The 24,308-nt window shown below is 64.5% G+C and carries 20 protein-coding genes; 10 read left to right on the forward strand and 10 right to left on the reverse strand.

The window, feature by feature from the left end; genetic code table 11:
* Window positions 1-11: 11 nt before the first annotated feature.
* Both L6637_RS30210 and L6637_RS30215 read right to left on the reverse strand, forming a co-directional pair.
* The gene (locus tag L6637_RS30210) at window positions 12-164 is read right to left on the reverse strand and encodes a hypothetical protein (protein ID WP_164934218.1); all 153 of its coding nucleotides are present in this window, start codon (window positions 162-164) and stop codon (window positions 12-14) included.
* A 185-nt stretch (window positions 165-349) separates the two neighbouring features.
* Window positions 350-898, reverse strand: a complete 549-nt coding sequence (locus L6637_RS30215) for a cupin domain-containing protein (protein WP_237865193.1) — start codon at window positions 896-898, stop codon at window positions 350-352.
* Between the two features lie 148 nt (window positions 899-1,046).
* Here L6637_RS30215 and aptA point away from each other — a divergent pair, with 148 nt between their 5' ends.
* Window positions 1,047-2,375, forward strand: a complete 1,329-nt coding sequence (aptA, locus tag L6637_RS30220) for an omega-aminotransferase AptA (RefSeq protein ID WP_237872739.1) — start codon at window positions 1,047-1,049, stop codon at window positions 2,373-2,375.
* A gap of 61 nt (window positions 2,376-2,436) precedes the next feature.
* A complete protein-coding gene (locus L6637_RS30225; protein WP_237872740.1) occupies window positions 2,437-3,702 on the forward strand; it encodes a D-amino acid dehydrogenase in 1,266 nt (421 codons plus the stop codon).
* Between the two features lie 95 nt (window positions 3,703-3,797).
* Here the strand turns inward: L6637_RS30225 and L6637_RS30230 are convergent, their stop codons facing one another.
* Window positions 3,798-4,451 (reverse strand): helix-turn-helix domain-containing protein, encoded by a 654-nt coding sequence (locus L6637_RS30230; protein ID WP_237865199.1) that lies wholly within the window; start codon window positions 4,449-4,451, stop codon window positions 3,798-3,800.
* Window positions 4,452-4,632: 181 nt separating this feature from the next.
* On the opposite strand from L6637_RS30230, the gene L6637_RS30235 reads away from it, so the two are divergent.
* Genes L6637_RS30235 through L6637_RS30250 form a run of 4 tightly spaced genes read left to right on the forward strand, consistent with a single transcriptional unit; the run spans window position 4,633 to window position 8,100 of the window.
* Entirely contained in the window at window positions 4,633-5,397 is a 765-nt protein-coding gene (locus L6637_RS30235) for an ABC transporter substrate-binding protein (RefSeq protein WP_237865201.1), read from the forward strand.
* 24 nt (window positions 5,398-5,421) lie between these two features.
* Window positions 5,422-6,075, forward strand: coding sequence for an amino acid ABC transporter permease (locus L6637_RS30240; protein WP_237865203.1), 654 nt, complete (start codon window positions 5,422-5,424; stop codon window positions 6,073-6,075).
* A complete protein-coding gene (locus tag L6637_RS30245; protein ID WP_237872741.1) occupies window positions 6,072-6,803 on the forward strand; it encodes an amino acid ABC transporter ATP-binding protein in 732 nt (243 codons plus the stop codon). Before L6637_RS30240 ends, L6637_RS30245 begins: the two co-directional genes overlap by 4 nt.
* 13 nt (window positions 6,804-6,816) lie before the next feature.
* Entirely contained in the window at window positions 6,817-8,100 is a 1,284-nt protein-coding gene (locus tag L6637_RS30250) for an NAD(P)/FAD-dependent oxidoreductase (protein ID WP_237872742.1), read from the forward strand.
* A gap of 2 nt (window positions 8,101-8,102) precedes the next feature.
* Here L6637_RS30250 and L6637_RS30255 read toward each other — a convergent pair whose 3' ends face one another.
* On the reverse strand, window positions 8,103-9,692 hold the full coding sequence (locus tag L6637_RS30255; RefSeq protein WP_237872744.1) for a gamma-glutamyltransferase family protein: 1,590 nt from the start codon (window positions 9,690-9,692) through the stop codon (window positions 8,103-8,105).
* Window positions 9,693-9,808: 116 nt separating this feature from the next.
* Here L6637_RS30255 and L6637_RS30260 point away from each other — a divergent pair, with 116 nt between their 5' ends.
* Window positions 9,809-10,582 carry an enoyl-CoA hydratase-related protein gene (locus tag L6637_RS30260; protein WP_237872745.1) on the forward strand — a complete coding sequence of 258 codons (774 nt, stop codon included), beginning with the start codon at window positions 9,809-9,811 and terminating at the stop codon, window positions 10,580-10,582.
* Window positions 10,583-10,674: 92 nt separating this feature from the next.
* Here L6637_RS30260 and L6637_RS30265 read toward each other — a convergent pair whose 3' ends face one another.
* Together L6637_RS30265 and L6637_RS30270 are read right to left on the reverse strand one after the other, a co-directional pair.
* Window positions 10,675-10,851, reverse strand: coding sequence for a hypothetical protein (locus L6637_RS30265; RefSeq protein ID WP_237865212.1), 177 nt, complete (start codon window positions 10,849-10,851; stop codon window positions 10,675-10,677).
* Between the two features lie 9 nt (window positions 10,852-10,860).
* The gene (locus tag L6637_RS30270; RefSeq protein ID WP_237865214.1) at window positions 10,861-11,094 is read right to left on the reverse strand and encodes a DUF6894 family protein; all 234 of its coding nucleotides are present in this window, start codon (window positions 11,092-11,094) and stop codon (window positions 10,861-10,863) included.
* 243 nt (window positions 11,095-11,337) lie between these two features.
* Between L6637_RS30270 and L6637_RS30275 the strand changes: the two genes are divergently transcribed.
* From L6637_RS30275 to L6637_RS30285, 3 genes are all read left to right on the forward strand, one after another.
* Window positions 11,338-13,377 carry a PQQ-dependent sugar dehydrogenase gene (locus tag L6637_RS30275; protein WP_237872746.1) on the forward strand — a complete coding sequence of 680 codons (2,040 nt, stop codon included), beginning with the start codon at window positions 11,338-11,340 and terminating at the stop codon, window positions 13,375-13,377.
* Window positions 13,334-14,275 (forward strand): SMP-30/gluconolactonase/LRE family protein, encoded by a 942-nt coding sequence (locus L6637_RS30280; RefSeq protein WP_237872747.1) that lies wholly within the window; start codon window positions 13,334-13,336, stop codon window positions 14,273-14,275. Before L6637_RS30275 ends, L6637_RS30280 begins: the two co-directional genes overlap by 44 nt.
* Window positions 14,276-14,403: 128 nt before the next feature.
* A complete protein-coding gene (locus L6637_RS30285; RefSeq protein WP_237872748.1) occupies window positions 14,404-15,429 on the forward strand; it encodes a histone deacetylase family protein in 1,026 nt (341 codons plus the stop codon).
* Window positions 15,430-15,497: 68 nt separating this feature from the next.
* Here L6637_RS30285 and L6637_RS30290 read toward each other — a convergent pair whose 3' ends face one another.
* The 4 genes from L6637_RS30290 to L6637_RS30305 form a co-directional block, all read right to left on the reverse strand.
* Entirely contained in the window at window positions 15,498-16,478 is a 981-nt protein-coding gene (locus L6637_RS30290; RefSeq protein ID WP_237872749.1) for an LLM class flavin-dependent oxidoreductase, read from the reverse strand.
* Complete coding sequence (locus L6637_RS30295; RefSeq protein ID WP_237865222.1) at window positions 16,475-17,173, reverse strand: 4'-phosphopantetheinyl transferase family protein; 699 nt, start codon at window positions 17,171-17,173, stop codon at window positions 16,475-16,477. Before L6637_RS30295 ends, L6637_RS30290 begins: the two co-directional genes overlap by 4 nt.
* A gap of 262 nt (window positions 17,174-17,435) precedes the next feature.
* A complete protein-coding gene (locus L6637_RS30300; RefSeq protein ID WP_237865223.1) occupies window positions 17,436-17,603 on the reverse strand; it encodes a hypothetical protein in 168 nt (55 codons plus the stop codon).
* Window positions 17,604-17,746: 143 nt separating this feature from the next.
* On the reverse strand, window positions 17,747-24,184 hold the full coding sequence (locus L6637_RS30305; RefSeq protein ID WP_237872750.1) for a non-ribosomal peptide synthetase: 6,438 nt from the start codon (window positions 24,182-24,184) through the stop codon (window positions 17,747-17,749).
* Between the last annotated feature and the right edge of the window lie 124 nt (window positions 24,185-24,308).

The following is a 24,308-nucleotide window of genomic DNA, read 5'->3' on the forward strand; positions in this document are numbered from 1 at the left end:
TGGCGGCCGGATCAGTTCATCATTCGGCGGAGCGCCTTGATCTGCTCTCTCTGCTCTTCGATGTATTTCTCGATGGCCGCGCGCAGCTCCCGCGAATGGAGCTTTCTGGTATCGCGCTGAACTTCGTCGAGCGCGGCTTCTGCATTGGCGAGGGTGGTCTTCATCGCGAGCCCTGTTACGAAGCGGCCCCGGAGCGCCTAGGAGTCCGGGGCCATAACCTCAGCACCTTTGCGCGAGGCTGCTCGGCTACATCTCGTAATATATAGCGGCTCGGTCCGCGGAAATTGAGCTGGCTCAAGCTCCGTAAGATGCCGGTGCTCCGTATGATTGCGGAGGTCGCGATCGCGCCTTAGAACGTCGGCGGCGTGCAGGCCGAGATCACCTCGCACGGCTTGCCGCCGACGCAGCGGAAGCGATGCGGGCGGCGGCTTTCGAAATAGTAGGCATCGCCGGGATTGAGGATGCGCCGCTCGTCCTCGACGGTGACTTCGAGCTTGCCCGATATCACGATGCCGCCTTCCTCGCCGTCGTGGACGAGGTGCACGCGCCCGGTGTCGCTGCCGGGCTCATAGCACTCCTTCAGGATTTGCAGGCTGCGGCCGAACAGATTGTCGCCGACCTGCCGATACGAGATCGGCTTCTTGCCGACCTCGGTCAGCTCCTCGGCGCGGTAGAAGATTTTGCGCCTGGACTCCGGCTCCAATGCGAAGAACTCGGCAAGCCCCATCGGGATGCCGTCGAGGATGCGCTTGAGCGCGCCGACCGACGGGTTCATCTGGTTGGATTCGATCAGCGAAATCGTCGAATTGGTGACGCCGGCACGCTTGGCGAGCTCCCGCTGCGACAGCTTCTGGCGGGCCCGGATGAATCGCAGCCGTCCACCGATGTCGACGCTCATGCCTCTGGCCCCTGTTGCAAGTGTTGCGGATCGCGCAAATATGGACCGGCTACCCAGGAAAATCAATGGCTTGCAGGTCACCAGAAAAGGACTTGTTGCGCTATCGAAGCCGTGGCTCTGCTATGCCGTCAGCAAAGGAGCGTGGCCCGTGACCCTTCATCAGATTCCGAACACTATCAAGACCGACTCGTTCTGGATGCCGTTCACGGCCAATCGCCAGTTCAAGAAGGCGCCGCGCCTGTTCTCCTCGGCCGAGGGCATGCATTACACCACCGTCGACGGCCGCAAGGTGATCGACGGCTCCGCCGGCCTCTGGTGTGTCAATGCCGGCCACGGCCGCAAGCAGATCGCCGCCGCCGTCGAGCGGCAGTTGATGACGCTGGACTTCGCGCCCGCCTTCCAGATGGGGCACCCGCTGGCCTTCGACTTCGCCGAGCGGCTCGCCGAGATCGCGCCGAAGGGCCTCGACCGAATCTTCTTCACCAACTCCGGCTCTGAATCGGTCGACACCGCGCTGAAGATCGCGCTGGCCTATCATCGTGCCACCGGCCAGTCGAGCCGCACCCGCTTGATCGGCCGCGAGCGCGGCTATCACGGCGTCGGCTTCGGTGGCATGTCGGTCGGCGGCATGGTCGCCAACCGCCGCGCCTTCGCCACGCATCTGCCGGGCGTCGACCATATCCGCCACACCCATGATCTTTCCCGCAACGCCTTCGCCAAGGATCAGCCCGAGCACGGCGCCGAGCTCGCCGATGATCTCGAGCGTCTGGTCGGCCTGCATGGCGCCGAGACCATCGCTGCCGTCATCGTCGAGCCGGTGCCGGGTTCGACCGCGGTGCTGCCGCCGCCGAAGGGCTATCTGCAGCGCCTGCGTCAGATCTGCGACAAGCACGGCATCCTGCTGATCTTCGACGAAGTCATCACCGGCTTCGGTCGCCTCGGCACGCCGTTCGCCGCTAATTTCTTCGGCGTCACGCCGGACCTGATGACCACGGCGAAGGGCATCACCAACGGCACCATCCCCTGCGGTGCGGTGTTCGCCAGCCGCAAGGTGCATGACGGCCTGATGGTCGGCCCCGAGAACCAGATGGAGCTGTTCCACGGCTACACTTATTCCGCGCATCCAACCGCCTGCGCTGCCGGCATTGCGACGCTCGACATCTACAAGGACGAGGGCCTGCTGACGCGCGGTGCGTCGATGGCCGAATACTGGCGCGATGCGCTGCATCAGCTCAAGGGCCTGCCCAACGTCGTCGACATCCGCAATTGCGGCCTGATGGGCGCGGTCGAGCTCGCCCCGCGCGAGGGCGCCGTCGGCGCGCGCGGCTACGACGTCATGGTCGACTGCTTCAACACCGGCCTTTACCTGCGCATGAGCGGCGACAGCTTCGCGATGTCGCCTCCGCTCATCGTCGAGAAGAGCCACATCGACCAGATCGTCTCGATCCTAGGCGATGCCATCAAGAAGGTGGCCTGATAATTGCTCTTTGCAGCAATGATGCATCGGCGAGCATGATGCCGCGGGAGTTTGACCAAGCGTGAAAGTTCTGATCCTCGGCAGCGGTGTCATTGGTGTCACCTCTGCCTACTATCTCGCCCGTGCCGGCCACGAGGTGACGGTCGTCGATCGTCAGCCCGAGCCGGCGCTTGAGACTTCTTTTGCCAATGCCGGCGAAGTGTCGCCCGGCTACTCCTCGCCATGGGCCGGCCCCGGCGTGCCGGTGAAGGCGGTCAAATGGCTCTTGATGAAGCACGGCCCGCTAGTGATCCGGCCGAAGCTTGATCCTGTGATGTGGGTCTGGCTGCTCAAGATGCTGCGCAACTGCACCAGTGCGCGCTATGCGGTGAATAAGAGCCGGATGATTCCGATCGCGGAGTACAGCCGCGATTCTCTGCGCGATCTCCGCCGCGACATCGGCATTCAGTATGACGAACGTTCGAAAGGCACACTGCAGCTGTTCCGCTACCAGGCGCAGCTCGACGGCACCGGCGAAGACGTCGCTGTGCTCAAGCAATACGGCGTGCCTTACGAGACGTTGAGCCGCGAAGGCTGCATCGCGGTCGAGCCGGCGCTATCAGGTGTGAAGGAAAAATTCGTCGGCGGCCTTCGCCTGCCGCAGGACGAGACCGGCGACTGCCACATGTTCACGCAGGCGCTGGCCAAGCATGCCCAGGCGCTCGGCGTGCGCTTCATGTTCAATACCGGCATCGACCGTATCGTCACGGATGGCGGACGCGTCAGCGGTGTCGCGACCAGCGCCGGGATGTTGCAGGTCGATAACTATGTTCTCGCGCTCGGAAGCTATTCGTCACGAATGGCCGCGCCGCTCGGCATCGCGCTGCCGGTCTATCCGGTCAAGGGCTATTCGATCACGGTGCCGATCAAGGACGCCTCCGGCGCGCCGGAATCGACCGTGATGGACGAGAGCTACAAGGTCGCGATCACGCGCCTTGGCGATCGCATCCGCGTCGGCGGCACCGCGGAGATCTCGGGCTTCTCGACCAAGCTGTACGGCGCCCGCCGCGCCACGCTCGATCACTCCCTGACCGATCTGTTTCCGCGCGGCGGCGACCTCTCCAAGGCGACGTTCTGGAGCGGCCTGCGCCCGATGACGCCGGATGGCCCGCCAGTGATCGGCCCGACCCAATACGCCAACCTCCACCTCAACACTGGCCACGGCACGCTCGGCTGGACCATGTCCTGCGGCTCGGGGCGCGTGCTCGCGGACATGCTCTCGGGCAAGAAGCCGGAGGTGGATGTGAGCGCGCTGACGGTGGACCGGTATCAGCACCGGTTTGGGTGATTGATGCTGTCATTCCGGGGCGCTTCGAAGAGGCGAACCTGGAATCTCGAGATTCCGGGTCCGATGCCTCGCATCGCCCCGGAATGACCGTGAGCTTATCCCGCCCCCGTCACGCAATTCACCCACAGTACCACGGCCTTCGTCTCCTGCGCAGGATTCGAAAACCGGTGCGGCCTTCGGCTGGCAAAACGAAAACTGTCGCCTGCCTTCAGCGACCACGTTTCGCTGTCCACCGTCAGCATCATCTCGCCTTCGAGCACGAGGCCGGCTTCCTCGCCGTCATGGGTGTAGAGCTCGTCGCCCGCGGAGCCGCCGGGATCGATATGCACCAGGAATAAATTGAGCCGGTTGTCGCTGCCCGCAGCGCTCAGCAATTGCTTCGAAATTCCGCTGCGCCAGAGTTTCAGTTCCGGCCGCTGAAGCCCGCGCGTCACCACCTGGTCGGAGGCGCCGTCGGCACTTGGGCTCGCACCGAACAAAGCCGCGATGCCAACGCCGAGCACGTCGGCGAGCGTTGCCAGCACGCGCAGCGACGGCGACGACAAGCCGCGCTCGATCTGGCTGAGGAAGCCGATCGAAAGCTCGGTGCGCGCCGCGACCGTTTCGAGCGAAAACTGCCTGACACGCCGGAGATCGCGGATACGGCGGCCGACCGCGACGTCCATTGCGGGCTCCGTCGGCTTCGCGGTAGCCTTCTTCCCGCTCTTGTTGCCATTCCTGGCCGGCTTTGCGACAGCCGGTTTGCGCATTCTCTTGCCACCGCTCACGTCAAAACGCTTCCTTCATGTGCATGAAAACCGCTTGCATCGTCGGCGAAAGTGTGACCAAATTTTCATATTGGTGAAAATAGGCCGAAACGGCTTGGCCCGCAACGTCTGCGATCAAGACGTCTGCGAGCGCCGTCATCGGCCGGACCCAAAGGGGGATGCGATGGCGTTAAAGCGTTTTGGTCTGGCCGCGGTCGCGGCGCTCGCAATTGCTGCGGTGACGCCGGCGTCGGCGCAGCAGGTGCTGAAGGTCGGCTCGACGCCGACGGGCATTCCCTTCACCTTCCTCGACACCAAGACCAATTCGATTCAGGGCATCATGGTCGATCTCGTCACCGAGATCGGCAAGGACGCCGGCTTCAACGTGCAGATCGAGCCGATGCAGTTCTCGGCACTGATCCCATCGCTGACCTCGAGCAAGATTGATATCATCGCGGCCGCGATGTTCATCACTGCGCCACGCAAGGAAGTCGTCGACTTCTCCGACCCGATCTACACCTATGGCGAAGGCCTGGTCGTCCCGAAGAGCGACACCAAGGCCTATGCCACGCAGGATGATCTGAAGGGCGAGACGGTGGGCGCGCAAGTCGGCACCGCCTTCGTCGATGCGCTGAAGAAGTCCGGCCTGTTCGCCGACGTGAAGGCCTACGACACGATTCCGGACATCCTGCGCGACGTGAACACCGGCCGCCTCAAGGCCGGCTACGCCGACTATCCAATCCTTGCCTACAATCTGAAGCAGGGCGGCTTCCCCGAGGTGCGGCTCGTCGACGGTTACAAGCCTGTCACCGTCGGCTCGGTCGGCATCGGGGTCCGCAAGGGCGAAACCGAGTTGCTCGGCAAGATCAACGCCTCGCTGGCGAAGCTCAAGGCCAATGGCACCATCGGCAAGATCCTCGAAAAATGGGGCCAGAAGGCGCAAAGCTGATAGAGGCTGATCGCAGGCTTTCCGATGAAAGGCTTTTGGCACGACGCTGTCGAGTTCTTCCCGATCCTGATGAACGGCGTCGCGTTGACGATCATCGTCACGATCGGCTCGCTGCTGCTCTCGACGGTGCTCGGCCTGATCTGGGCGATGATGCGGGTCTCCGGCATCAAGGCGCTGTCGATGCTCAGCGCCAGCCTGATCAATGTGATCCGCGGCATCCCGATCATCGTGCTGTTGTTCTATCTCTACTTCGTGATGCCCGATCTCGGCGTCACGCTGTCAGCCTTGCAGGCTGCCATCCTCGGGCTCGGCATTGCGTACTCGGCCTACCAAGCCGAAAACTTCCGTGCCGGCATCGAGGCCATCGACAAGGGACAAATCGAGGCGGCCCAGTCGATCGGCATGGGTTGGTGGTTGACCATGCGCCGCGTGATACTGCCGCAGGCGGTACGCATCGTGCTGCCGCCCTACGGCAACGTCATGATCATGATGCTGAAGGACTCCTCGCAAGCTTCCACCATCACGGTCGCTGAGCTTGCCCTGCAGGGCAAGCTGATCGCATCCTCGACCTTCAAGAACACCAACGTGTTCACGCTCGTTGCGCTGATGTATCTCACCATGAGCATCCCGCTGATCCTGCTGGTCCGTCACTTCGAGAAGCGGGCGGGCAAGAAATGATCGAGTTGAGCGACGTCCACAAGAGCTTTGGCCAGAACGAGGTGCTCAAGGGCATCACGGCGAAGGTCGAAAAGGGCGAGGTGGTCTGCATCATTGGCCCGTCGGGTTCGGGCAAGTCCACCATCCTGCGCTGTATCAACGGGCTGGAAAGCTACGATCGCGGCGACATCAGCGTCGAAGGCCTGAAGGTCGACCGCGACGCGCCGTCGATCGTGAACATCCGCACCCAGGTCTCGATGGTGTTCCAGCGCTTCAACCTGTTTCCACATCGGACGGTGCTCGAGAATGTCATCGAAGGTCCGCTCTTCGTGAAGAAAGAGCCGCGTGCCCAGGTGACCGAGCGCGGGCGTGCGTTGCTCGCCCAGGTCGGGCTCGCCGAAAAGGCCGACGCGCACCCGCCGCAGCTCTCCGGCGGCCAGCAGCAGCGTGTCGCGATTGCGCGCGCGCTGGCCATGCAGCCCAAGGCGATCCTGTTCGACGAGCCGACCTCGGCGCTCGACCCCGAGCTGGTCGGCGACGTGCTCGGCGTCATGCGCAAGCTCGCCGACGACGGCATGACCATGGTCGTGGTCACCCACGAGATGGGCTTTGCCCGCGACGTCGCCGACCGCGTGCTGTTCATCGACGGTGGAATCATCGTCGAGCAGGGGCCGGCGAAAACGCTGCTCAACCAGCCCCAGCATCCGCGCACGCAGGACTTTTTGCGCCGCGTGCTGCATCCGCTCTGACCGGGCTTCTACAATGACACGCCTGCCTCTGCCGCCATCGCTCTATGCCGACACTGCCGTCGCACCGGTGGCGACGCCGCCGCTCGATATGGACAAGAGCGTTTCCATCGCGATCGTCGGCGGCGGCTACACGGGTTTGTCCACGGCGCTGCATCTGGCGGAGCAGGGCGTCGAGGCGCTGGTGCTGGAGGCACAGGAGCCGGGCTGGGGCGCGTCCGGCAACAATGGTGGCCACACCAATCCCGGCTTGAAGCACGACCCTGATCAGATCGAGGCCGATTTCGGCACCGATCTCGGCCGCCGCATGATCGAGTTTTCCTACGGCACGCCGAGCTTCACCCATGATTTGATCCGCCGCTACCAGATCCCGTGCGAAGCGCGCCAGAACGGGACGCTCCGCGCCGCGTATAACGAGGCCAGCGCCGCCGCGATCGAGAAGACCGCCCAGCAATGCATCCGCCGCGGCATGCCGGTGTCGTATCTCAGTCGCGAGCAGTTGCGCAAGATGACCGGCACGGACCGCTATATCGGCGCCATGCTGGATAGCCGCGGCGGCGATCTGCATCCCCTCAGCTACGCCCGCGGCCTCGCGCGCGCGGCAATCTCAGCAGGCGCGAAAGTATATGGCGAGACGTCGGCGCTATCGCTCCGCCGCGACGGTGGTCGCTGGCGCATCGAGACGCCGCGTGCGGTCGTGCATGCGGAGAAAGTGCTGCTTGCCACCAACGGCTTTACCGACGATCTTTGGCCCGCACTCCGCCGCACCATTGTGCCGGTGTTTTCGTCGATCGCGGCCACGGCCCCCCTCTCCGACGAGGTCGCCCGCTCGATCCTGCCGACGCGTCCCGTGCTCTACGAGAGCGGGCACATCACCGTCTATTACCGCATCGACCAGCACAACCGCCTGCTGATGGGCGGTCGCGGCCCGATGCGCTGGATCAAGTCGCCAACTGATGTCGCCTATCTCATGCGCTACGCCGAGCGGTTATGGCCGCAGCTCAAGGGCGTGGCCTGGACCCACGGCTGGAACAGCCGGCTCGCCATCACCGGGGACCATTACCCGCACGTGCACGAGCCCGCGGAAAGCGTCCTGATCTCACTCGGCTGCAATGGCCGCGGCGTCGCGCTCTCGACCGCGATGGGCGCGCAGCTCGCGCGTCGTCTGATCGGCGGCGCCAAGGCCGAGATCGACATGCCTATCACGGGCATCAAGCCAATCCCGATGCATGCGTTCTGGCCGGTCGGCGTAACCACGGCGGTGATTGCGGGCCGCGTGCGAGACCGGCTGGGAATCTAGCTTCAGGCCTCCGCCACCGCGTCGGCCCAGGGCTGGAAGGTCTCGACCGCGCCTGAATTGATGTCGCCGTCGCGCATCACCGCGCTCGGGCAGGCGAACTTCATCGGCAGGGTCTGCACCGGCGCCTCCCTGTACTCGAAGCGCGCGGCAAGCGCCTTGCGCACATCCGCGGGCAGCCTGGTGTCGCCGAGCACGATCGCGCCCTCGCTGCAATCGATGCGGGGCTGGTGTATGGCAGTATCGAGATCCATGCCGAAATCCATCACAAAGGACACGAGCTGCAGGACCGAAGGCAGGATGCGGCGGCCGCCGGAGGCGCCCACCGACAGGCGCTTGCCGTCGCTGGTCTCGGCGATGACAGGTGTGTAGTTGGTGAGGCAGCGCTTGCCTGGAGCGAGCGAGTTGGTGGTGCCCGGCGTCGGGTCGAACCACATGATGCCATTGTTCATGGCAATGCCGCTGTGCGGCGTCACATATTTCGAGCCAAAGGATGAGAGCAGTGTCTGCGTCACCGCCGCGATGTTGCCGTCGCGGTCGACCACGGAGAAATGAGTGGTGCAGGCGGGTGCCAGATATTCAGCGCCGAGCGAGCGCTTGCCGTCGGCATCGCCCATGTCCTTGAGCCGCTCGCGGAAGGCGGCTTGCAGCGCGGCGGCATATTCTGTGTAGGCGGCCGCATCCGGCGCGGCTGTCGGTTTCAAAGCCTGCTGCAACAGGCGCAGCGCATGTGCCATGGTCGGGCCGGCCGTGAGCTCGGGCGTCGCCAGCACCTTGCCGCCGCGATAGGGGATCGCCAGCGGCTCGCGCAGATGAGCGCGGAATGCGGCGAGATCCTCGACCGACAGCGAGCCGCCATCGGCCTTGACGTCGGACGCGATGCTCTTGGCGAGATCGCCCTGGTAGAAGTCGCGCGGCCCTGCCTCGGCGAGGTGCAACAGCGTCGCCTTCAAATTGTCCTGCGGCATTCGGATCTCAGCCTCAATGCTCCAGGGCGGGCTCGGAGGCAGGCCGTCTTTCAAGAACATGGCCGCGCTCGCGGGATAGCGGCGAAGATCTGCCGCCGAGCCCGCGATCGTCAGCTCGGTCCACCAGTCGACCAGCAGGCCTTCGCCGGCGAGTTTCGCAGCTGGCTCGACCAGGTCCTTCCACGGCATCCTGGCGTGGCGACGGTGCACCTCTTCCATGCCGGCGACGACGCCGGGCACCGCGATCGCGCCGGGGCCGTGAACATTGCGATCGTCCTTCACCCGTGGCCACGGAAACAGGTCGGTGGCGACGCGGTCGCCGGTGATGGGATAGTCGGCCGCCCGCAGGCTTTGCGGTGCGCTCATGCCGTAGTCGATCACCTCATAGCGATTTTCCTTGGCGCGGTAGAGCACCATCGCGCCGCCGCCACCGATGCCGCTGTTCCAGGGCTCCAGCACGTTCAGTGCAAAAGTGGTCGCCACGATCGCGTCGACGCAGTCGCCGCCCGCCGCCAGCACCTGCGCTCCCACCTCAGCCGCCCGCCGCGATTGCGAAGCGACAATGCCGCCCTTGGATTTCACGGCGGGTTTGCGGACGGTTTGGTTGAGGCTGAACTGATGAGGCATGATGTCGCTTGTGCTTGTTTTGGCTTTGTTGCGATGACCTTGACGCTCCGTAATTGGCGGAGCGCGCGAAGGATGGCACATTGCCGGCAACGAGAACATCGAAACGGAGAGGCGACATGGCAGGTGTGAAACAGGCGCGGGATGGCGCTGTCGGGATCCTGACGCTCGACGAGCCTGAAAGCCTGAACGCGATGACGCCAGACCTGCTCGGCGCACTCGCCGCTGCGATCGCCGACATGAGTGGGGATGAGGAAGTCCGAGCCCTTGTCCTCACCGGTGAGGGGCGCGGATTTTGCTCAGGACAGAATTTGAAGGCGGCCGGAGCGCTGGGCGAAGACCTCGCCGCCGGCGTGATGCGCTTCTACTGGCCGGCCTTCAAGGCCCTGCGCGAATGCCGCGTGCCTGTCGTCGTTGCTGTCAATGGTGTCGCGGCCGGTGGCGGCTTCAGCTTGGCGATGGCCGGCGACATGATTGTTGCGGCGCGTTCAGCCAATTTTATTCAAGTTTTCAGCCGCATTGCGCTGGTGCCCGACCTCGGCTCGACCTGGCTGTTGCCGCGGCTGATCGGCCGGCAGCGCGCGCTTGAGCTGATGCTTTTGAACGAGCCGCTCACGGCCGAACGCGCCCAGGAGATCGGCCTGGTGCGGCAGGTCGTCGACGACGAGCGGCTGATGGAGGAGGCGCTGACCTTGGCGCGTCGTCTGGCGGAGGGGCCGACGCGGGCGCTGGTGGCGACGCGTGCTCTGGTCGAGGAGAGCGAGCACAGCAGCTACGAGGCGCAGTTCCGCCGCGAGATCGAGCTTCAGGCCACGGTCCGCACAAGTGCCGATGCGATCGAGGGTCGCAGGGCCTTTGTTGAGAAGCGTAAGGCGAAGTTCACGGGGAGGTGAAGGGCGGGCCAGCTCCTAAACGCAACAAGGCCGGGTCAAGCCCGGCCTTGTTGAAGAGGAGATTTGCGGGGAAGCGGCAAAAGCCGCCGAACTCAGAGCGTGCGGTTCAGGCGGCTGGCCTGATATTTGGCGTGCCATTTTGGGCCGGGGCCGCGCATGTAGTGCAGTTCGGGGCGGTAGGGGTTGCCGGCGACTTGCACCAGCTTCTGCCATTTGCTGGCGACGAAGGTGAGGGGATGGCGGAGCAGGGTCAGGGAAGCGAACAGCATGGCATCACCTCAATGGGGCTTGCCGAGCATGGCGGTGAAGGGGAGATCGAAGATTTCCTCGCCGTCGTCGTCGCTGATGTGGATCACCCAATCGCGCCAGTCTTCCGCGCCTGGCGTCTCGATCATGGAGCGCATGATCTGGGCGGCGCGGTCGCGCGCTTCGGTCAGATTGGCGACTGCGGTGCCGTAGCGATCAACCAGAGTGCCTTCGGCATTCGAGCAGTGGAAATACATCTGAACCATACACGCCTCCTCTGAAAGCGATTTGGATGGCATATCGGTACCACCCGAAAGAGCCGAAAAATATTCGGGTCAAGCCCGGTAAGGAAATCTACGGAGGTTGGTCGGCACCACGCTCCCTGCGGGTTTGATCACAGGCGGGTGATGTTCAACTGGACGGCGCCTGAACGGCATGGAACAACCCTCAGCCGAAAGCCTGGGGAGGCCGTCGTGAATCATCCCACTTTGCAGAATGGACGCCGAAGCTTGTGCGCAGCTGCCGCCGTCGTCAGCGCGGTCTTGCTCGGCTTCCCCGTTCTGGCCGCGTCCGATCCGTTGCGGAAAAGCGGCTATGCGGTGGGACCAGAGACCTGCGGCAGCGGCGATCTCGCCTTTCCCAAGGTCCAGATCGACATGAAGGCGGGCTTCTGCGCCGGCCTCGTCGGCAGCGAGGAGGACCATCTGAAATTTCCCCGGTCGATCATCCAGGTGCCCGGTCGTGATCTGTTCGTGGTGGCCGACATGGGCGGCTGGGGCCACAGCGATGGCCGGTTGCTGCTGCTTGATCCCCGCGCCGCCAGCGGCCAACGCTTCAAGGAACTCCTGACCGGAATTGAATATCCGTTCGGGCTCGTGATCGGGCCGGACAAGAAGCTCTATGCCTCGACCGCCGAGACGATCTTCCGCTTCGATCCACTCGCCGACAATCCGCGCGGCACGGTCGAGACCATCATCCGTCACATGCCGGGCCGCCGCATCACGCTGCCTGACGGCACCAAGCTCGAGGAGGCCGCGCATCCGCTCAAGCAGTTTGTCTTCGACAAGAACGGACGGCTGTTCGTCAATGTCGGTGCCCACAGCGATGATTGCATCACGCCGGCGCCGATCACGAAGCCTTGCGCGCCGGCTGAAGGCACGTCCGCCATGGCGGCGCTCTGGCTGTTTACGCCGCCGTCAGGCGGCGTCTTCCCGGCCTTGAAGCCTGGCGATCCAGATCCGGCTCACACGATCTACGCGCGCGGCTTGCGCAACTCGCTCGCGCTGGCACTGCATCCGAACTTCCCTGATGCCGGCTATGCCTTCCTGCAAGGCGAGAATGGTCGGGACCTGCCCGATATCTTCAAGCCGAACGAGGAGATCAACGCGATCGAGCAGGGCAGGCATTATGGCTGGCCCTATTGTTACGATCTGTCGACGCCGAGCCCCGAGTTCAAAAGCGTGCTGCAATCGGGCGTCTACAAATCGCTCTGTACGGCGAACACGCTCTACAAGCAGCCGTTCTCGCTGCTGCCGCCACACGGTGCGCCGCTCGCGATGCTGTATTATCACGGTGCCAAGTTCCCCGAGCTGGAAGGCAAGCTCCTGATCGGCCTGCACGGTTATCGCCCGACCGGCAGCCGCGTGCTGATCTACGATGTCGACAATCACGGCTTCCCAAAGCCTGCTCCGCCGCCGGTGCGCTACCACGTCAGCTGCGCGGCCGATCCGACCCACAATTTCCAGACCGACGCCGGCGATGTCGCCGCGGCACCGTTCGACGAGCTGATCGCCGGCTGGCACCGCGTCAACGGGACGCGGCCGCAAGGCGCGCCGGTCGGCATGACGGTCGCGGAGGACGGTGCAATCTGGCTGGTCGAGGATAAGAACCAGACCATCATCCGCGTCGATCGCGCCGCCGGCGATCCTCCGCCGCCATTGCCTTGCGATACCCGCAGCCAGGCGCTGATCGACCAGCTCGCCGCTTTCGTCGCCAAGGACCCGCAGAACAAGATACGGCTCATCACGCTGCGCAAGAACCTCGTTGAAAAGCATTGCGTCGGCTGTCATTCCGATTTCGGCCTCAAGGCGGGGCAGTCGGATGCAGACAAGGACGCGACCGTGCTGAAGTTCATGCTGTCCCAGGACGGCTGGATCTACCCAGGCGATCCCGTCTCCGGCAGACTGCGCACACGGCTGCGCGGCACAGGCGCGGAGAAGCTGATGCCGCCCGGCGGCGAGAGCCTGCCGAAGACCGAGCCCGGCTACGCGGCCCTGCTCACCACCGCGGATCTGCTCGTTGCCAGGATGGTTCCGGGAACGCCGATGCTCATCAGGCTTGGCCTGCCGCAGCGCAAATTCTTCAGCAAAGCGAACAAGGAATGCGGCGAAATACCGGCTGCCAAGGTCGTCGTCGTGACACAAAGGAACGCTGTAGACAAACCCGGCTTCAGCCGCTTCTTCCGGCCAGCCGATCCTTATCTGAATGGCGATTGCAGCGACGATGATGGCTATTACATCCGGCAGGACTTTCTGGTGCCTGTGCAGTAGCATTCTGCTTGTCGTCGCAACGCCGCTCTTCGCAGCCGAGGCGAAGCTGTTCGAAAGCGTGCAGGTCACGCCCGACGGTGAATACACACATGGCATCGAGGGGCCCGCCGCCGATCTCGATGGCAATCTCTTCGTCGTCAATTTCGGCAAGCCCGGCACCATCGGCCGATTGCCCGCGGGCGCTGCGGCGTCTGAAGCCTTCACGGAGCTTCCCGAGGGAAGCGTCGGCAATGCGATTCGCTTCGATCGCAATGGCACGATGTTCATCGCCGACTACAAGAAGCACAACATCTTTGCGATCGCGAAGGGCGCAACAGAACCGATTGTCTGGTTTCACGCCGACGAGATGAACCAGCCCAACGACATCACCATCGCCCGTGACGGCGCGATCTACGCGAGCGATCCGAACTGGAAGGGACGGGAAGGTCACATCTGGCGCATTGCGAAAGCCGCCGATGGCGTGGTGCAAGGACAGATCATGTCGGCACCGCGTGCGATGGGCACCACCAACGGCATCGATCTCAGCCCCGATGGCAAGACGCTGTACGTCGGTGAGTCCAGCAATGGTCAGGTCTGGTCCTACACCATCCGCGGCAACGAGCTCGCCGATGCCAAGCTCGTCAAGACATTCCAGCCCGACACCATCGACGGCCTGCGCACAGATGTCGCTGGCCGGCTTTACGTCGCGCGCATTCTGAAGGGCACGATCGCGCTGATGAAGCCGAGTGGGGTGGTCGAGCGCGAGATCGCACTGAGGGCGAAAGAGCCAACCAATCTCGCCTTCGGCGGCAGCGACGGCAAGACCGTCTACGTCACCCAGCGCCAGGGCGGCTTCATCGAGTCCTTCCGGACCGACCAGCAGGGTCGCGAGCACTGCCTTCAGCGCGGGCGCTGTTGAGCGCCTGCTCAGAGGCGATCTGCTTCCGACGCAGGACGGCTAGGCGAGGCCGGCATTCTTCTTGCTTGCATCTGGCCGCCGCAGCGATCAAGAACTCTGTGGCGCTGTTGAAGAGCACGGAGTGTTGAGTGAAAGCCGTCCATACCGAACTGCACCGCAGCCACGACCCGCAATTCTTCCTGGTTCGCGGTGTGGTCAAGCGCACCACCGAGCAGCCCGAGCGCGCCGACCGCCTGCTCAAGGGCTTGAAGGACGGCAAGCATCAGCTGGTCGATCCGACCAAATTCGGCCAGGGCCCGCGCGCGCGCATTCACAGCCCGGAATATCTGTCGTTCCTCAGCGAAGCCTGGGATGCCTGGGCGGCGCTCGGCGATTCCGGTCCGGAGATGATCGGTAATGTTCATCCCGTGCGCCACGCAGCGACTTATCCCACCCATATCGTCGGGAAGCTCGGCTGGCACACAGCGGACACTGCAGCTCCCATCGGCCCCGGCACATGGGCTGCAGCCTGCGCGGCGACTGATGTCGCGGTCACCGCGGCGCAGATGGTGATGGACGGTGAGGATGCTGTTTACGCGCTCTGCCGTCCGCCCGGCCATCACGCCTATCGCGACATGGCCGGCGGCTTCTGCTTCCTCAACAACAGCGCCATCGCGGCCGCGCATCTGCGGCAGAAGCACGAGCGCGTCGTGATCCTCGATGTCGATGTCCACCACGGCAACGGCACGCAAGGGATCTTCTACGCGCGGCCGGACGTCTACACGATCTCGATCCACGCCGATCCGATCGCCTACTATCCCTATGTGTGGGGCTACGCGCATGAGCGCGGCGAGGGCCCCGGCCTCGGCGCCAATCTCAACATTCCCTTGCCGATCGGCACAGGCGATGACGGCTACCTCAAGGCGATGGACGTCGCGCGCAAGGCGATCGAGTCCTTTGCGCCCGGCGCACTCGTAATTGCGCTCGGCCTCGATGCCTCCGAGCACGATCCGCTGAAGGGTCTCGCGGTCACCACACCCGGCTTCCGTCGCATCGGCCAGGCCATCGCGAAGATGGGCCTGCCGACCGTGTTCGTGCAGGAGGGCGGCTACCTCTCGGATATTCTCGGCGCCAACCTGACCTCGGTGCTGGCGGGCTTCGAAGAGGTGCGGTGAGATTTTTACCTCTTCCCGCGCTTGTCTCGCCGGAGCCTTGGCGAAGGCGGGTGCGGGGAGAGAGGATTCTAAAACATCCCGCTCGCTCTGAGCGCGTTGCAAACATGCTGCATCTCGGCCTTATCCGCGACCATGTCGAGCATAATTGTGGTCAGCCCCTTCGCCGCAAACTCCTTCAGCTTAGCGCCGATCTCGGCGTAGCTGCCGACGAGATAGGGGCAGTCGGCCTGGAAGGTGAGGTAGGGCAGCAGCCAATAGCCATTGTCGGCGAGCTCGCCGCTTTGCCCCTCGTATAATCGCCGCTTCCAGACGGAATCCGAATTTTCGACCGTAAGCGCGAGCAGCTCGCGATCGTCAGGGTTGTCGCGGAAACGGGCCTTGGCCGCCTGCCGCGCCTCCTCACCGCCCTCGCGCGCGAAGATGCCAAAATTCATGCCTGATGCGCTGAGGCAGCGATCGAGGTCGGGCGGCAACATCTGCATCTTGATGCAGCCGGTCTCCTCGGCGACGTGCTTGGCAGCGTCCGATTGCCCCGCGATCAAAAATTCCGGCATCAGCTCGGCCGGCAGGCGCGGCCGCAGTTGCAGATTGCTGGCGCGATAGAATCGGCCGTCGACATTCACCGGGCGCGGGCTCGAGAGCAGCTGTCGCATCAAGGTGACGAACTCGCCGAGCCGGACATAGCGGTCGGCATGAGACTGCTCGTCGCCCAGCCCCCGCAGGTCACTGATCGCGGTCCCCGTGATCATGTTGAGGTAGACCTTGCGGCCGTAGAGCTGCGCAAAGGACGAGACGAACTTCGCTGCCGTGAACGGGTGCATGTAGACGGGGTTGACGGCGATCAGCGGCGAGGAGCGCGTCGTCTCCGCGAGGATGTGCTGGGCCATGGCCCAGGGCTCGACGAAGACGTCATTGCCCTCGAACAGCAAAATGCCTTCGAAGCCGTTGCGGTCGGCGAAATCAGCCACCCGCATCAGTTCGCCGACATATTTCTTGGGATCGCGGTTGCGCGAGATCGCGGGAAAGACGCGCAGCCGCGCCGGCATCACTCCGCCGCTTCCTGGAGCGGCCAGGCGTTGCGGGTGATGCGCAGGCCGCCGGCCGCGCGCGAGCCGTCGGCGATCGCGAGGCGATGCGATGGCGACGGCGAGCACAGCGAGAAGCGCCAGCCTGCAGGGTCATCGGCGATGTCGGGCTTGAAGCTGATCCCGATCGCCTCCCGCGACACCTGCATCGCGAACGCATCCAGCGGCAGATTGAGCCCAAAACCCCTCGCTTTCAGATAGGCTTCCTTCAGCGTCCAATAGTCGAAGAATCGCTCGATCGCGGCGGGCTCCGGCAGCGTGCGGAGTGTCTCGACCTCTTCCGGCGCAAAGAAGCGGAGCGCGGTCGAGAGCGGCGCGACGCGCCGCGACACGGTCTCGACGTCGACACCGACGGTCTCGTGCTTCGACACGACGCACGCGACGCAGCCATCGGCATGAGACAGGCTGAAATGCAGCGGCGTCGAGGTCGCAGGTGCCGCGACAAAGGGCCGCCCATAGCGTCCGGTCGAGAACGACCAGTCGGTCGGTTCGACATCCGGCGCTGCGTGTGACAGCGCGAGCCGCAGCATCGCATGCGCGAAGACATATTGCCGCTGATGCCGTTCGAACTTGAAGCGGTCGGCGCGCATCCTCTCGTCGAGCGAGAGCAACCGTCGGCACGCATCGACTGTGCCCGGCGTGTCAATGCTCTCAATCAATCCGATAAACAGTCCAATTCCGTCGTCTGCCATCAATTGGGCCCATAGCGTCAGGCGGAGGCCAAATCCGGCCCTGACTGAAGGATCAACCGAACAGGAAGCAACTCGGCGGATCGCTTCTAGCGGCCCACCCGGGCAAATTCTTGTCGATTGCTGGCCGGTTTACAGGCGCAAGCTTGTGCGAGACCCCAACCCGACAGGCGAGCGGCCAAAATCCGATAATGAAATGCAAAGATCCGCGCGGCGTCCCGGCCGCCGAATCTTACTTCTTCTTCTTAGCCTTCTTCGACCCGCCCAGCATCGAAAGGCTGGCGTCGACGTCCTTCAGTGCGGATTGAAGCTTCTTCTTCTCGGCAGTGAGCAGTTTCTGCAGCGACTTGCGGTCCTTGTCGCTGAGCGAGGTGCCTTTGGTAAATTTGATGAAACCCATAATCACACTCCCCCGGTTGAAAATATCAGTCCAAATCAAAAGGCGCGAATAATCTTGCGCGCTGGAGCCAAATAATCAAGATGCAACTTGGGCATTCACAGCTTTGACGGGTGAACTCGTGTTCGCCGGTCCTGTACGGCCGGTCATGCGGCCCTGCGAGCGAGCAAGCGCTCCAGTGGCGCGTTTGGCCGGTGGACAGCGGCCTTGAGCAGCGCGACGAGATCTTCCATCCATGCGCCGACCGTGGCGCCGTCGAGCAGATCGTCCTTGTAATTGCACGAACCTGTGATCCCGGTCGGACGCTCCTTCAGCATCAGCGACAGCCAGGTCTGGTCGACCGGCAGCACCGGCTGGCCCTCCCGCGCGACGTTTCCGATTGATCGCACCGTGACATCGGGCAGGTCGAGCGGCTGGCGCAGCGGGTTTTGCAGCGTGAAATAGACCTGGAGCAGTGAAGCCGGGTCGATGCCCTTCTGCTCCAGATGGTCGGCCAGGATGTTGAACGGCAGCTCCTGCCGCGCATGCGCGTCGAGCACGCCCCGGCGCACGCGGTCCAAGGCCTGCGCGAAAGACAGATCGGGCGTGATTCGGCTGCGGACGATCACGGTGTTTTCGAACGGGCCTATGATGCGATCAGTGTCTGGCTGAGCGCGGTTGGCCATGGCGGTGGCGACCGAGATGTCGGTGCGCCCGGTCCGCGCCAGCAGCAGGGCCTTCAAGCCGGTGAGCAGGCACATGAACAGCGTGCTGTTCTGCTGGCGCGCATAGGAGGCGAGACTGGCGACGAGATCACGCTCCAGGCTGAGCGGATGATGGCCGGTCGCCGCGCCCGCGCGCCCTTCGCCGTCAAACAAGGGGGCTGCACCGCGTAGATTCTCGGCCCAGTCGATGGCCTGCCGGCGGGCCGCATCGGTTCCGCACCACCAGCGCTGCCAGCGCGCGACGCTGGAAAACGCCAGCGGCATCTTCGGCAGGGGCGGCGGTGGATGGCCTGCCAGCGCGGCATAGCGGTTGGACAATTCCTCGAACAGCACGCCGATCGACCAGCCATCAGCGATGGCATGGTGCAGCGTCAGCAACAGGACGTGATCCTCGGCGTGAAGCCGCAGCAGCCGCGCCCGCAGCAGCGGCGCCCGGGCGGTGTCAACGGGGCTATAGGCCTCCTGCGCGACCAGGAGCTCGATCTTCCTGAGTTCGAGCGCCTTGCGCCGCCGGTTGTTGTGGGGTCGTCCGTCACCGATGGTCTCGACGGTCAGGACCGGACCGAGCGTGGCTGGCGCGAGGACCCGGCTGACCGGCTCCTCGCCATTCCAGCCGAACGCCGTCCGCAATGATTCGTGGCGGCGCACGATGTCGTCGATGGCCTGCGCCAGGGTGCGCGGATTGATCGGGCCTTCGAGGTGGAAGGCAAAGGGCAGGTTGAACAGCGGCAGATCGGGCAGGTTCCGCTCGATCCGCATCATCTGGTCCTGCGCGATCGACAGCGTGGGGGGCGCGCTTTCGGCCAGGCGTGGAACGCCGGCCGCGGGCTTTTGCCGCGTCGTGGCCGCGGCCTCGTCGACCCGCCGGGCGAGCTCCGAGATCGTCGGTGCCTCGAAGATGGTCTTGATCGGCAGTGATACGCCGAGTGCCCGGGCGATGCGCGCCATTGCCTGGCCGGCGAGCAGCGAATGGCCGCCGAGATCGAAGAAATTATCGGTGACGCCGAGGCTTTCGACCTTCAGCAGGTCGACCCAGATGTCGGACAGGACCTTTTCCGTGAAGCGGCGCGCCGGCACGGCCGTCTCGGTCGCGGTGCTCTCCTGCTGCATCGGCGCCAGCAGGGCGGAGCGATCGAGCTTGCCGTGGGCATTAAGCGGGACCTGATCCAGGAACAGGAACGCCGACGGGATTGCATGAACAGGCAGCCGGCTTTTCAGAAAATCCCGCAGCTCGTTGGCGCTAATCTTGTTGCCGGCTTTGGCAACGACATGGGCGATCAGCCTGACATCGCCATCGCCGTCGCGCCGTGGCTCGACGATGCCGGCCCGCACGCTCGCATGGTCTGCCAGCGCAGCCTCGATCTCCTTGAGCTCGATGCGATAACCACGGACCTTGACTTGAAGGTCGGCGCGGCCGAGGCATTCGATTGTTCCGTCGGCGCGCCGGCGGGCAAGATCGCCGGTGCGGTAGAGCCGGTCGCTTTCCCTCCGCGCGAACGGATCGGGGACGAAGCGCTCCCGGCTCTGCGCGGGATCGTTGACATAGCCGCGGCCGATTCCGGCGCCGCCGATGCAGAGCTCGCCGACCACGCCGATCGGCTGCGGCTCCAGATGCGGATCGAGCACGTAGATCTGGGTATTGGGCAGCGGCGCTCCGACTGGAACATTGGTCGTCGCGGATTCAGGTGCGCGGGTCAGCCGGTGCAAGGAGACGTCGTCTGAACATTCCGAGGCGCCATAGGCGTTGATCAGCGGCACCTTCGGGCAGCGGGCGAACCAGGCGCGGCAGAGATCGACCGGCAGCGGCTCGCCGGTCGAGATCAGCAGCCGCAGCTTCGCAAAGGCGCGCAGCACAGGCGCCTCGTCCATCCGTTCGAGGATCACGCGGAGCAGCGAGGGCAAGATCTCAAGCACCGTGATGCCCGCGTGCTCGATCTCCCGTGCCAGCAGGATCGGATCCTGCACGGCCGGGGTGGCGCAGACATGGACGCGCGCACCAACCATGGGACCGGCAAGGAACTGCCAGACTGAGATCACAAAACTCTGCGGCGCAGTCTGCGCGATCACGTCCTTGGCCGTGAGGCCGAGCTCGTCGATGAGCGAGGCGAGATGGTTCGACAGCCCGCGCTGTTCGATCATGACGCCTTTCGGTGCGCCGGAGGAGCCGGACGTATAGATGAGATAGGCCAGGCTCGAATCCACGCGCCGCGCAGGGCGGCCCGGCTTGGTCGATGCGAATGCGATTGTCTCGTCGAGCTCGGCGACCCGGATGCGCGCGACCAGCGGTTCGAGCAGCGTGTCGACCATGGCGGACTGCGCGCGACCCGTCAGCAGCACGCTTGCGCAGCTCGAGCCGAGGATGGTTGCGAGCCGCGCCGGCGGCTGCTCGGGATCGAGATTGAGGAACGCCGCGCCCACACGCTGCACCGCGATCATCGCTGCGAGCAGGTCCGGTCCGCGATCCGCTAGCAGCGCGACCACGGTTTCCGCACCGACACCTTCGCGGGCGAGCCAGCGCGTGATAGCCTGGCTCCGGCCCGCCAATTCGCGATAGCTCAAGGACACATGTGCATCTGAAACCGCGACGGCATTTGGCGTCTTTTTCGCCTGCCGCTCGAAGCGTTCGCAGAGATTTCCGCGCGCTGCGAAGTTGACAGGCCTGCTCTTCGCCAGCACTTGCCGGCGCTCGGTGGCCGTCAGCAACGGCAGATGCGAGACGCGCTGCTCGGGATTGGCGATGACCGCCTTGAGCAGGGTCTTGAACTGGTCCGCCATGCTCTCGATCGTACCCGCGTCGAACAGATCGGTGGCATATTCGAAGAAGCCGGTGAAGCGGCCCTCGGCCTCGACCAGCTCGAGCGTGATGTCGAAGCGTGCGACTTCCGGATCGATTTCCAGCCGCCGCGTCGACAGGCCGGGGAAGCGCGCGGCTTCGATCGATGCATTCTGGAGGATGAACATGATCCGGAACAGCGGATTGCCGTCGCTCCTGCGCGCGACCTGCAACGCGCGCAGGACTTCCTCGATCGGAAGGTCCTGGTTGCGGTAGGCATCGAGCGTGACCTGACGCACCCGGCGCAGCAGCTCGCCGAAGGTCGGGTCGCCGCCGAAATCGTTGCGCAGGATCAGCGTGTTCGCAAACAGTCCGATCAGTCGCTCGCTTTCGATCTGGTTGCGGTTCGCGATCAGAGATCCCGTCGCGACGTCCTCATGCGAGGTGTGGCGGAACAGGAGGCACTGGAACACTGCGAGCAGCGCCATGAAAGGCGTCACGCCCTGGTCCTGGCTCAGCGAGCGGATGTCGGCGGAAAGGGCCTTGGAGAATTCGAAATGATGACGGGCGCCGTGACCGCTCCAGACCTCCGGCCGCGGCCGGTCGGTCCGCAGCGGCAGCGTGGTGACGCCGTCGAGCTGGGTCCGCCAATAGTCGAGCTGCTCCTTCGCGGCCGGCGTCTGCGCCCAGCTCTGCTGCCAGCGGGCGAAGTCGCGATATTGAAAGCTGGGCGAGGGCAACGCCGTCACACTCGCCTTGCGCGCGGCAGAATATCCGGCGGCAAGCGCCTCCCAGAACAGCCGCTGCGACCAGCCGTCGGTGACGAGGTGATGGACATTGACCACCAGCGCATGGCTGGATTTGTCGAAGGAAAGCAGCGTGACCTTCAGCGGCGGCTCACCGGCAAGATCAAATGCGGACTGCGCGAGCTTGAGCGCCTCGCGCCTGACGACGGCAACGCGCCGGTGCGGAGGGCAGGGTTTGAGTTTGATCCGCTCGAACTGTGGCGATGCCTGAAGCACGCGCTGCACAGGCTCGCCCTCGCGCTCGACGAAGACCGAACGCAGCGCCTCGTGGCGTGTGCAGATCGCAGCGAGGCTGACCTGAAGCGCAGCAATATCGACCGCGCCCTTCAGCAGCGCGACCTCGACCACGTTATAATTGTAACGCGTCGGATCGAGCCTTGAGAGCACATACATCCGCTGCTGCTGGAACGACAGCGGGGCGTCTCCTCCGGAAGCCTCCTGGCGCCATGCCGGCAGCCTCGCGTCGCGGTGCGCCGTGGTCTCGATCCGGGCGGCGAGAGCACCGACCGTGGCGCAATCAAAGATGTCCTCGAAGGAGAAATCGACGCTGAACCGCTCGCGCAGGCGCGAACGCATCTGCGTGACCGCGAGCGAATCCGCGCCGAGCGCAAAGACATCCTGATCGATTCCGACTTGCGGAAGCTCGAGCAGATCGGCCCAGGTCTCGGCAAGCTGGGTTTCCAGCTCGTTGCGCGGCAGCTGCGTCTCGTCGTCGTCGTGGGGCGCTGAAATCAGCTCGGCCAGCGCGTTGCGCTTGACCTTGCCGCTGGCGCCCTTCGGCAGTGCGGCCACGCTGTGGATCAGGCCCGGCACCTTGTAGGCGGCGAGACGCTTGCGCGCGAACTGGCGCAGCTGGTCCGAGGTTGTCTCGGAATTGTCCCTGAGCACCACGACGGCGGCGACGTTCTCGCCGAGCTTGGCATGGGGAATGGCGAAGACACCGGCTTCCAGCACAGCGGGGTGCGCCAGCAGCACCTCTTCCACCTCGAGCGGTGAGATTTTCTGGCCGCCGCGGTTGATGACGTCCTTGATGCGGCCGACGATGAAGAGATAGCCGTCGGCGTCGAGATAGCCGAGGTCGCCGGTCCTGAACCAGCCGTTGCGGAAGGCGGCTTGCGTTGCCGCCTCGTCATTGTAATAGCCGCGGCTCATGTTCGGCCCGCGCAGCATGATCTCGCCATGCTGGCCGTGCGCAAGCAGGCGGCCCGCTTCATCCATGATCGCGATCTCGGGGCCTGCGGCACGGCCGACCGAACCGATCTTGCGCAACTCGAACGGATTGGCGGCGATCTGCGAGGCAGCTTCCGTCATCCCGTACGTTTCCAGCACGGGGACGCCGAAGATCGCCTCCAGCCCGTTGAGGATCGCGGGCGCAAGCGAGGACGAGGCCGAACGGATCACCCGCAGCGACGATGACCGGACGCGCTCGGGGCTCGCTTCCGCGGCCGTCAGCAGCGCGCGATGAATGGTCGGCACCGCCGTGTACCAGGTCGGTTGCAGGTCCCGCATCCAGCCGAAAAAGGACGGCGCGTCGAAACCATTGGTCGCGATCACGCTGGAGCCCGCCGCGAGCGCGGTCAGGAGGCCGGAGATCAGGCCGTGGGCATGAAACAGCGGCAGGACATTGAGCAGGCGATCATGTGGTGTGAGCGCGAGCACCCGGCCGGCATTCTGCGCCGAGAGACACACATTGCGGTGCGTCAGCGGCACCATCTTCGGGCGCGCGGCCGTGCCCGACGTCAGCAGGATGAAGGCGTCGTTCTCCGCGCGGGCGGCGCCGTCGGCACAGGCCGGGCCGATCGTCGGGCCAACGAACTCGCAGCCGCCGAGATCCGCCTCCGGTCCCGGCACGAAATCGACCACCGCGATATCAAGCGCCCTGGCGACGTCGCGGCTCGGCGAATTCATGTCCGCCCGTGTGACGAGCGCTGTGAGCTTCAATTCGCTGAAATAGCGTTGCAGCTCGTCCGCCGTGAAGTCGGGATTGACGGGGACGCAGGCGCAGGTCGATGCCACCCCGAGCAGCGCCAATGCACTGTCGGCCCCGCGCGGCAGTGCAACGGCAATTCGGTCGGCAGGTGTAATGCCGAGCCCGCGCAGCGTGCGGACGACATGCGCGATCCTCGTGCCGAGCGCGCCATAGGTCAGAGGAGGCCGGCCGGGAGCGAGCAGCGCGGGCGCCGCTGGCATCGCGCGCGAGTGAAAAGCGAGAATGCTACCGATATCGGCAAGGTTCTCGGTTTCGACGCCCGCGCCGGCCAGTCTATCTCTCGCCTCGGGTGCAATATCCGACAATGCCATTCCCTTTTGATCTGATTGGGCTATTCTTCCCTGGAGTTTGGGAACGCGTCCAGTCTGAGGTGAAGTTTAGGCCCCAAAATCTGTGGTTGAGGGACCTTAAGCCCTTTGGCGGAGGGAGTGTACG

It is taken from the genome of Bradyrhizobium zhengyangense (genome assembly GCF_022012435.1).
GTDB classification, from domain to species: Bacteria; Pseudomonadota; Alphaproteobacteria; order Rhizobiales; family Xanthobacteraceae; genus Bradyrhizobium; species Bradyrhizobium zhengyangense.

Bases quoted from the DNA above. Each gene is read 5' to 3' on its own strand.
- L6637_RS30210 (WP_164934218.1), bottom strand. From the start codon at position 164: ATGAAGACCACCCTCGCCAATGCAGAAGCCGCGCTCGACGAAGTTCAG.
- L6637_RS30215 (WP_237865193.1), bottom strand. From the start codon at position 898: ATGAGCGTCGACATCGGTGGACGGCTGCGATTCATCCGGGCCCGCCAG.
- L6637_RS30230 (WP_237865199.1), bottom strand. From the start codon at position 4,451: ATGCGCAAACCGGCTGTCGCAAAGCCGGCCAGGAATGGCAACAAGAGC.
- L6637_RS30235 (WP_237865201.1), top strand. From the start codon at position 4,633: ATGGCGTTAAAGCGTTTTGGTCTGGCCGCGGTCGCGGCGCTCGCAATT.
- L6637_RS30240 (WP_237865203.1), top strand. From the start codon at position 5,422: ATGAAAGGCTTTTGGCACGACGCTGTCGAGTTCTTCCCGATCCTGATG.
- L6637_RS30245 (WP_237872741.1), top strand. From the start codon at position 6,072: ATGATCGAGTTGAGCGACGTCCACAAGAGCTTTGGCCAGAACGAGGTG.
- L6637_RS30250 (WP_237872742.1), top strand. From the start codon at position 6,817: ATGACACGCCTGCCTCTGCCGCCATCGCTCTATGCCGACACTGCCGTC.
- L6637_RS30255 (WP_237872744.1), bottom strand. From the start codon at position 9,692: ATGCCTCATCAGTTCAGCCTCAACCAAACCGTCCGCAAACCCGCCGTG.
- L6637_RS30260 (WP_237872745.1), top strand. From the start codon at position 9,809: ATGGCAGGTGTGAAACAGGCGCGGGATGGCGCTGTCGGGATCCTGACG.
- L6637_RS30265 (WP_237865212.1), bottom strand. From the start codon at position 10,851: ATGCTGTTCGCTTCCCTGACCCTGCTCCGCCATCCCCTCACCTTCGTC.
- L6637_RS30270 (WP_237865214.1), bottom strand. From the start codon at position 11,094: ATGGTTCAGATGTATTTCCACTGCTCGAATGCCGAAGGCACTCTGGTT.
- L6637_RS30280 (WP_237872747.1), top strand. From the start codon at position 13,334: ATGGCTATTACATCCGGCAGGACTTTCTGGTGCCTGTGCAGTAGCATT.
- L6637_RS30300 (WP_237865223.1), bottom strand. From the start codon at position 17,603: ATGGGTTTCATCAAATTTACCAAAGGCACCTCGCTCAGCGACAAGGAC.
- L6637_RS30305 (WP_237872750.1), bottom strand. From the start codon at position 24,184: ATGGCATTGTCGGATATTGCACCCGAGGCGAGAGATAGACTGGCCGGC.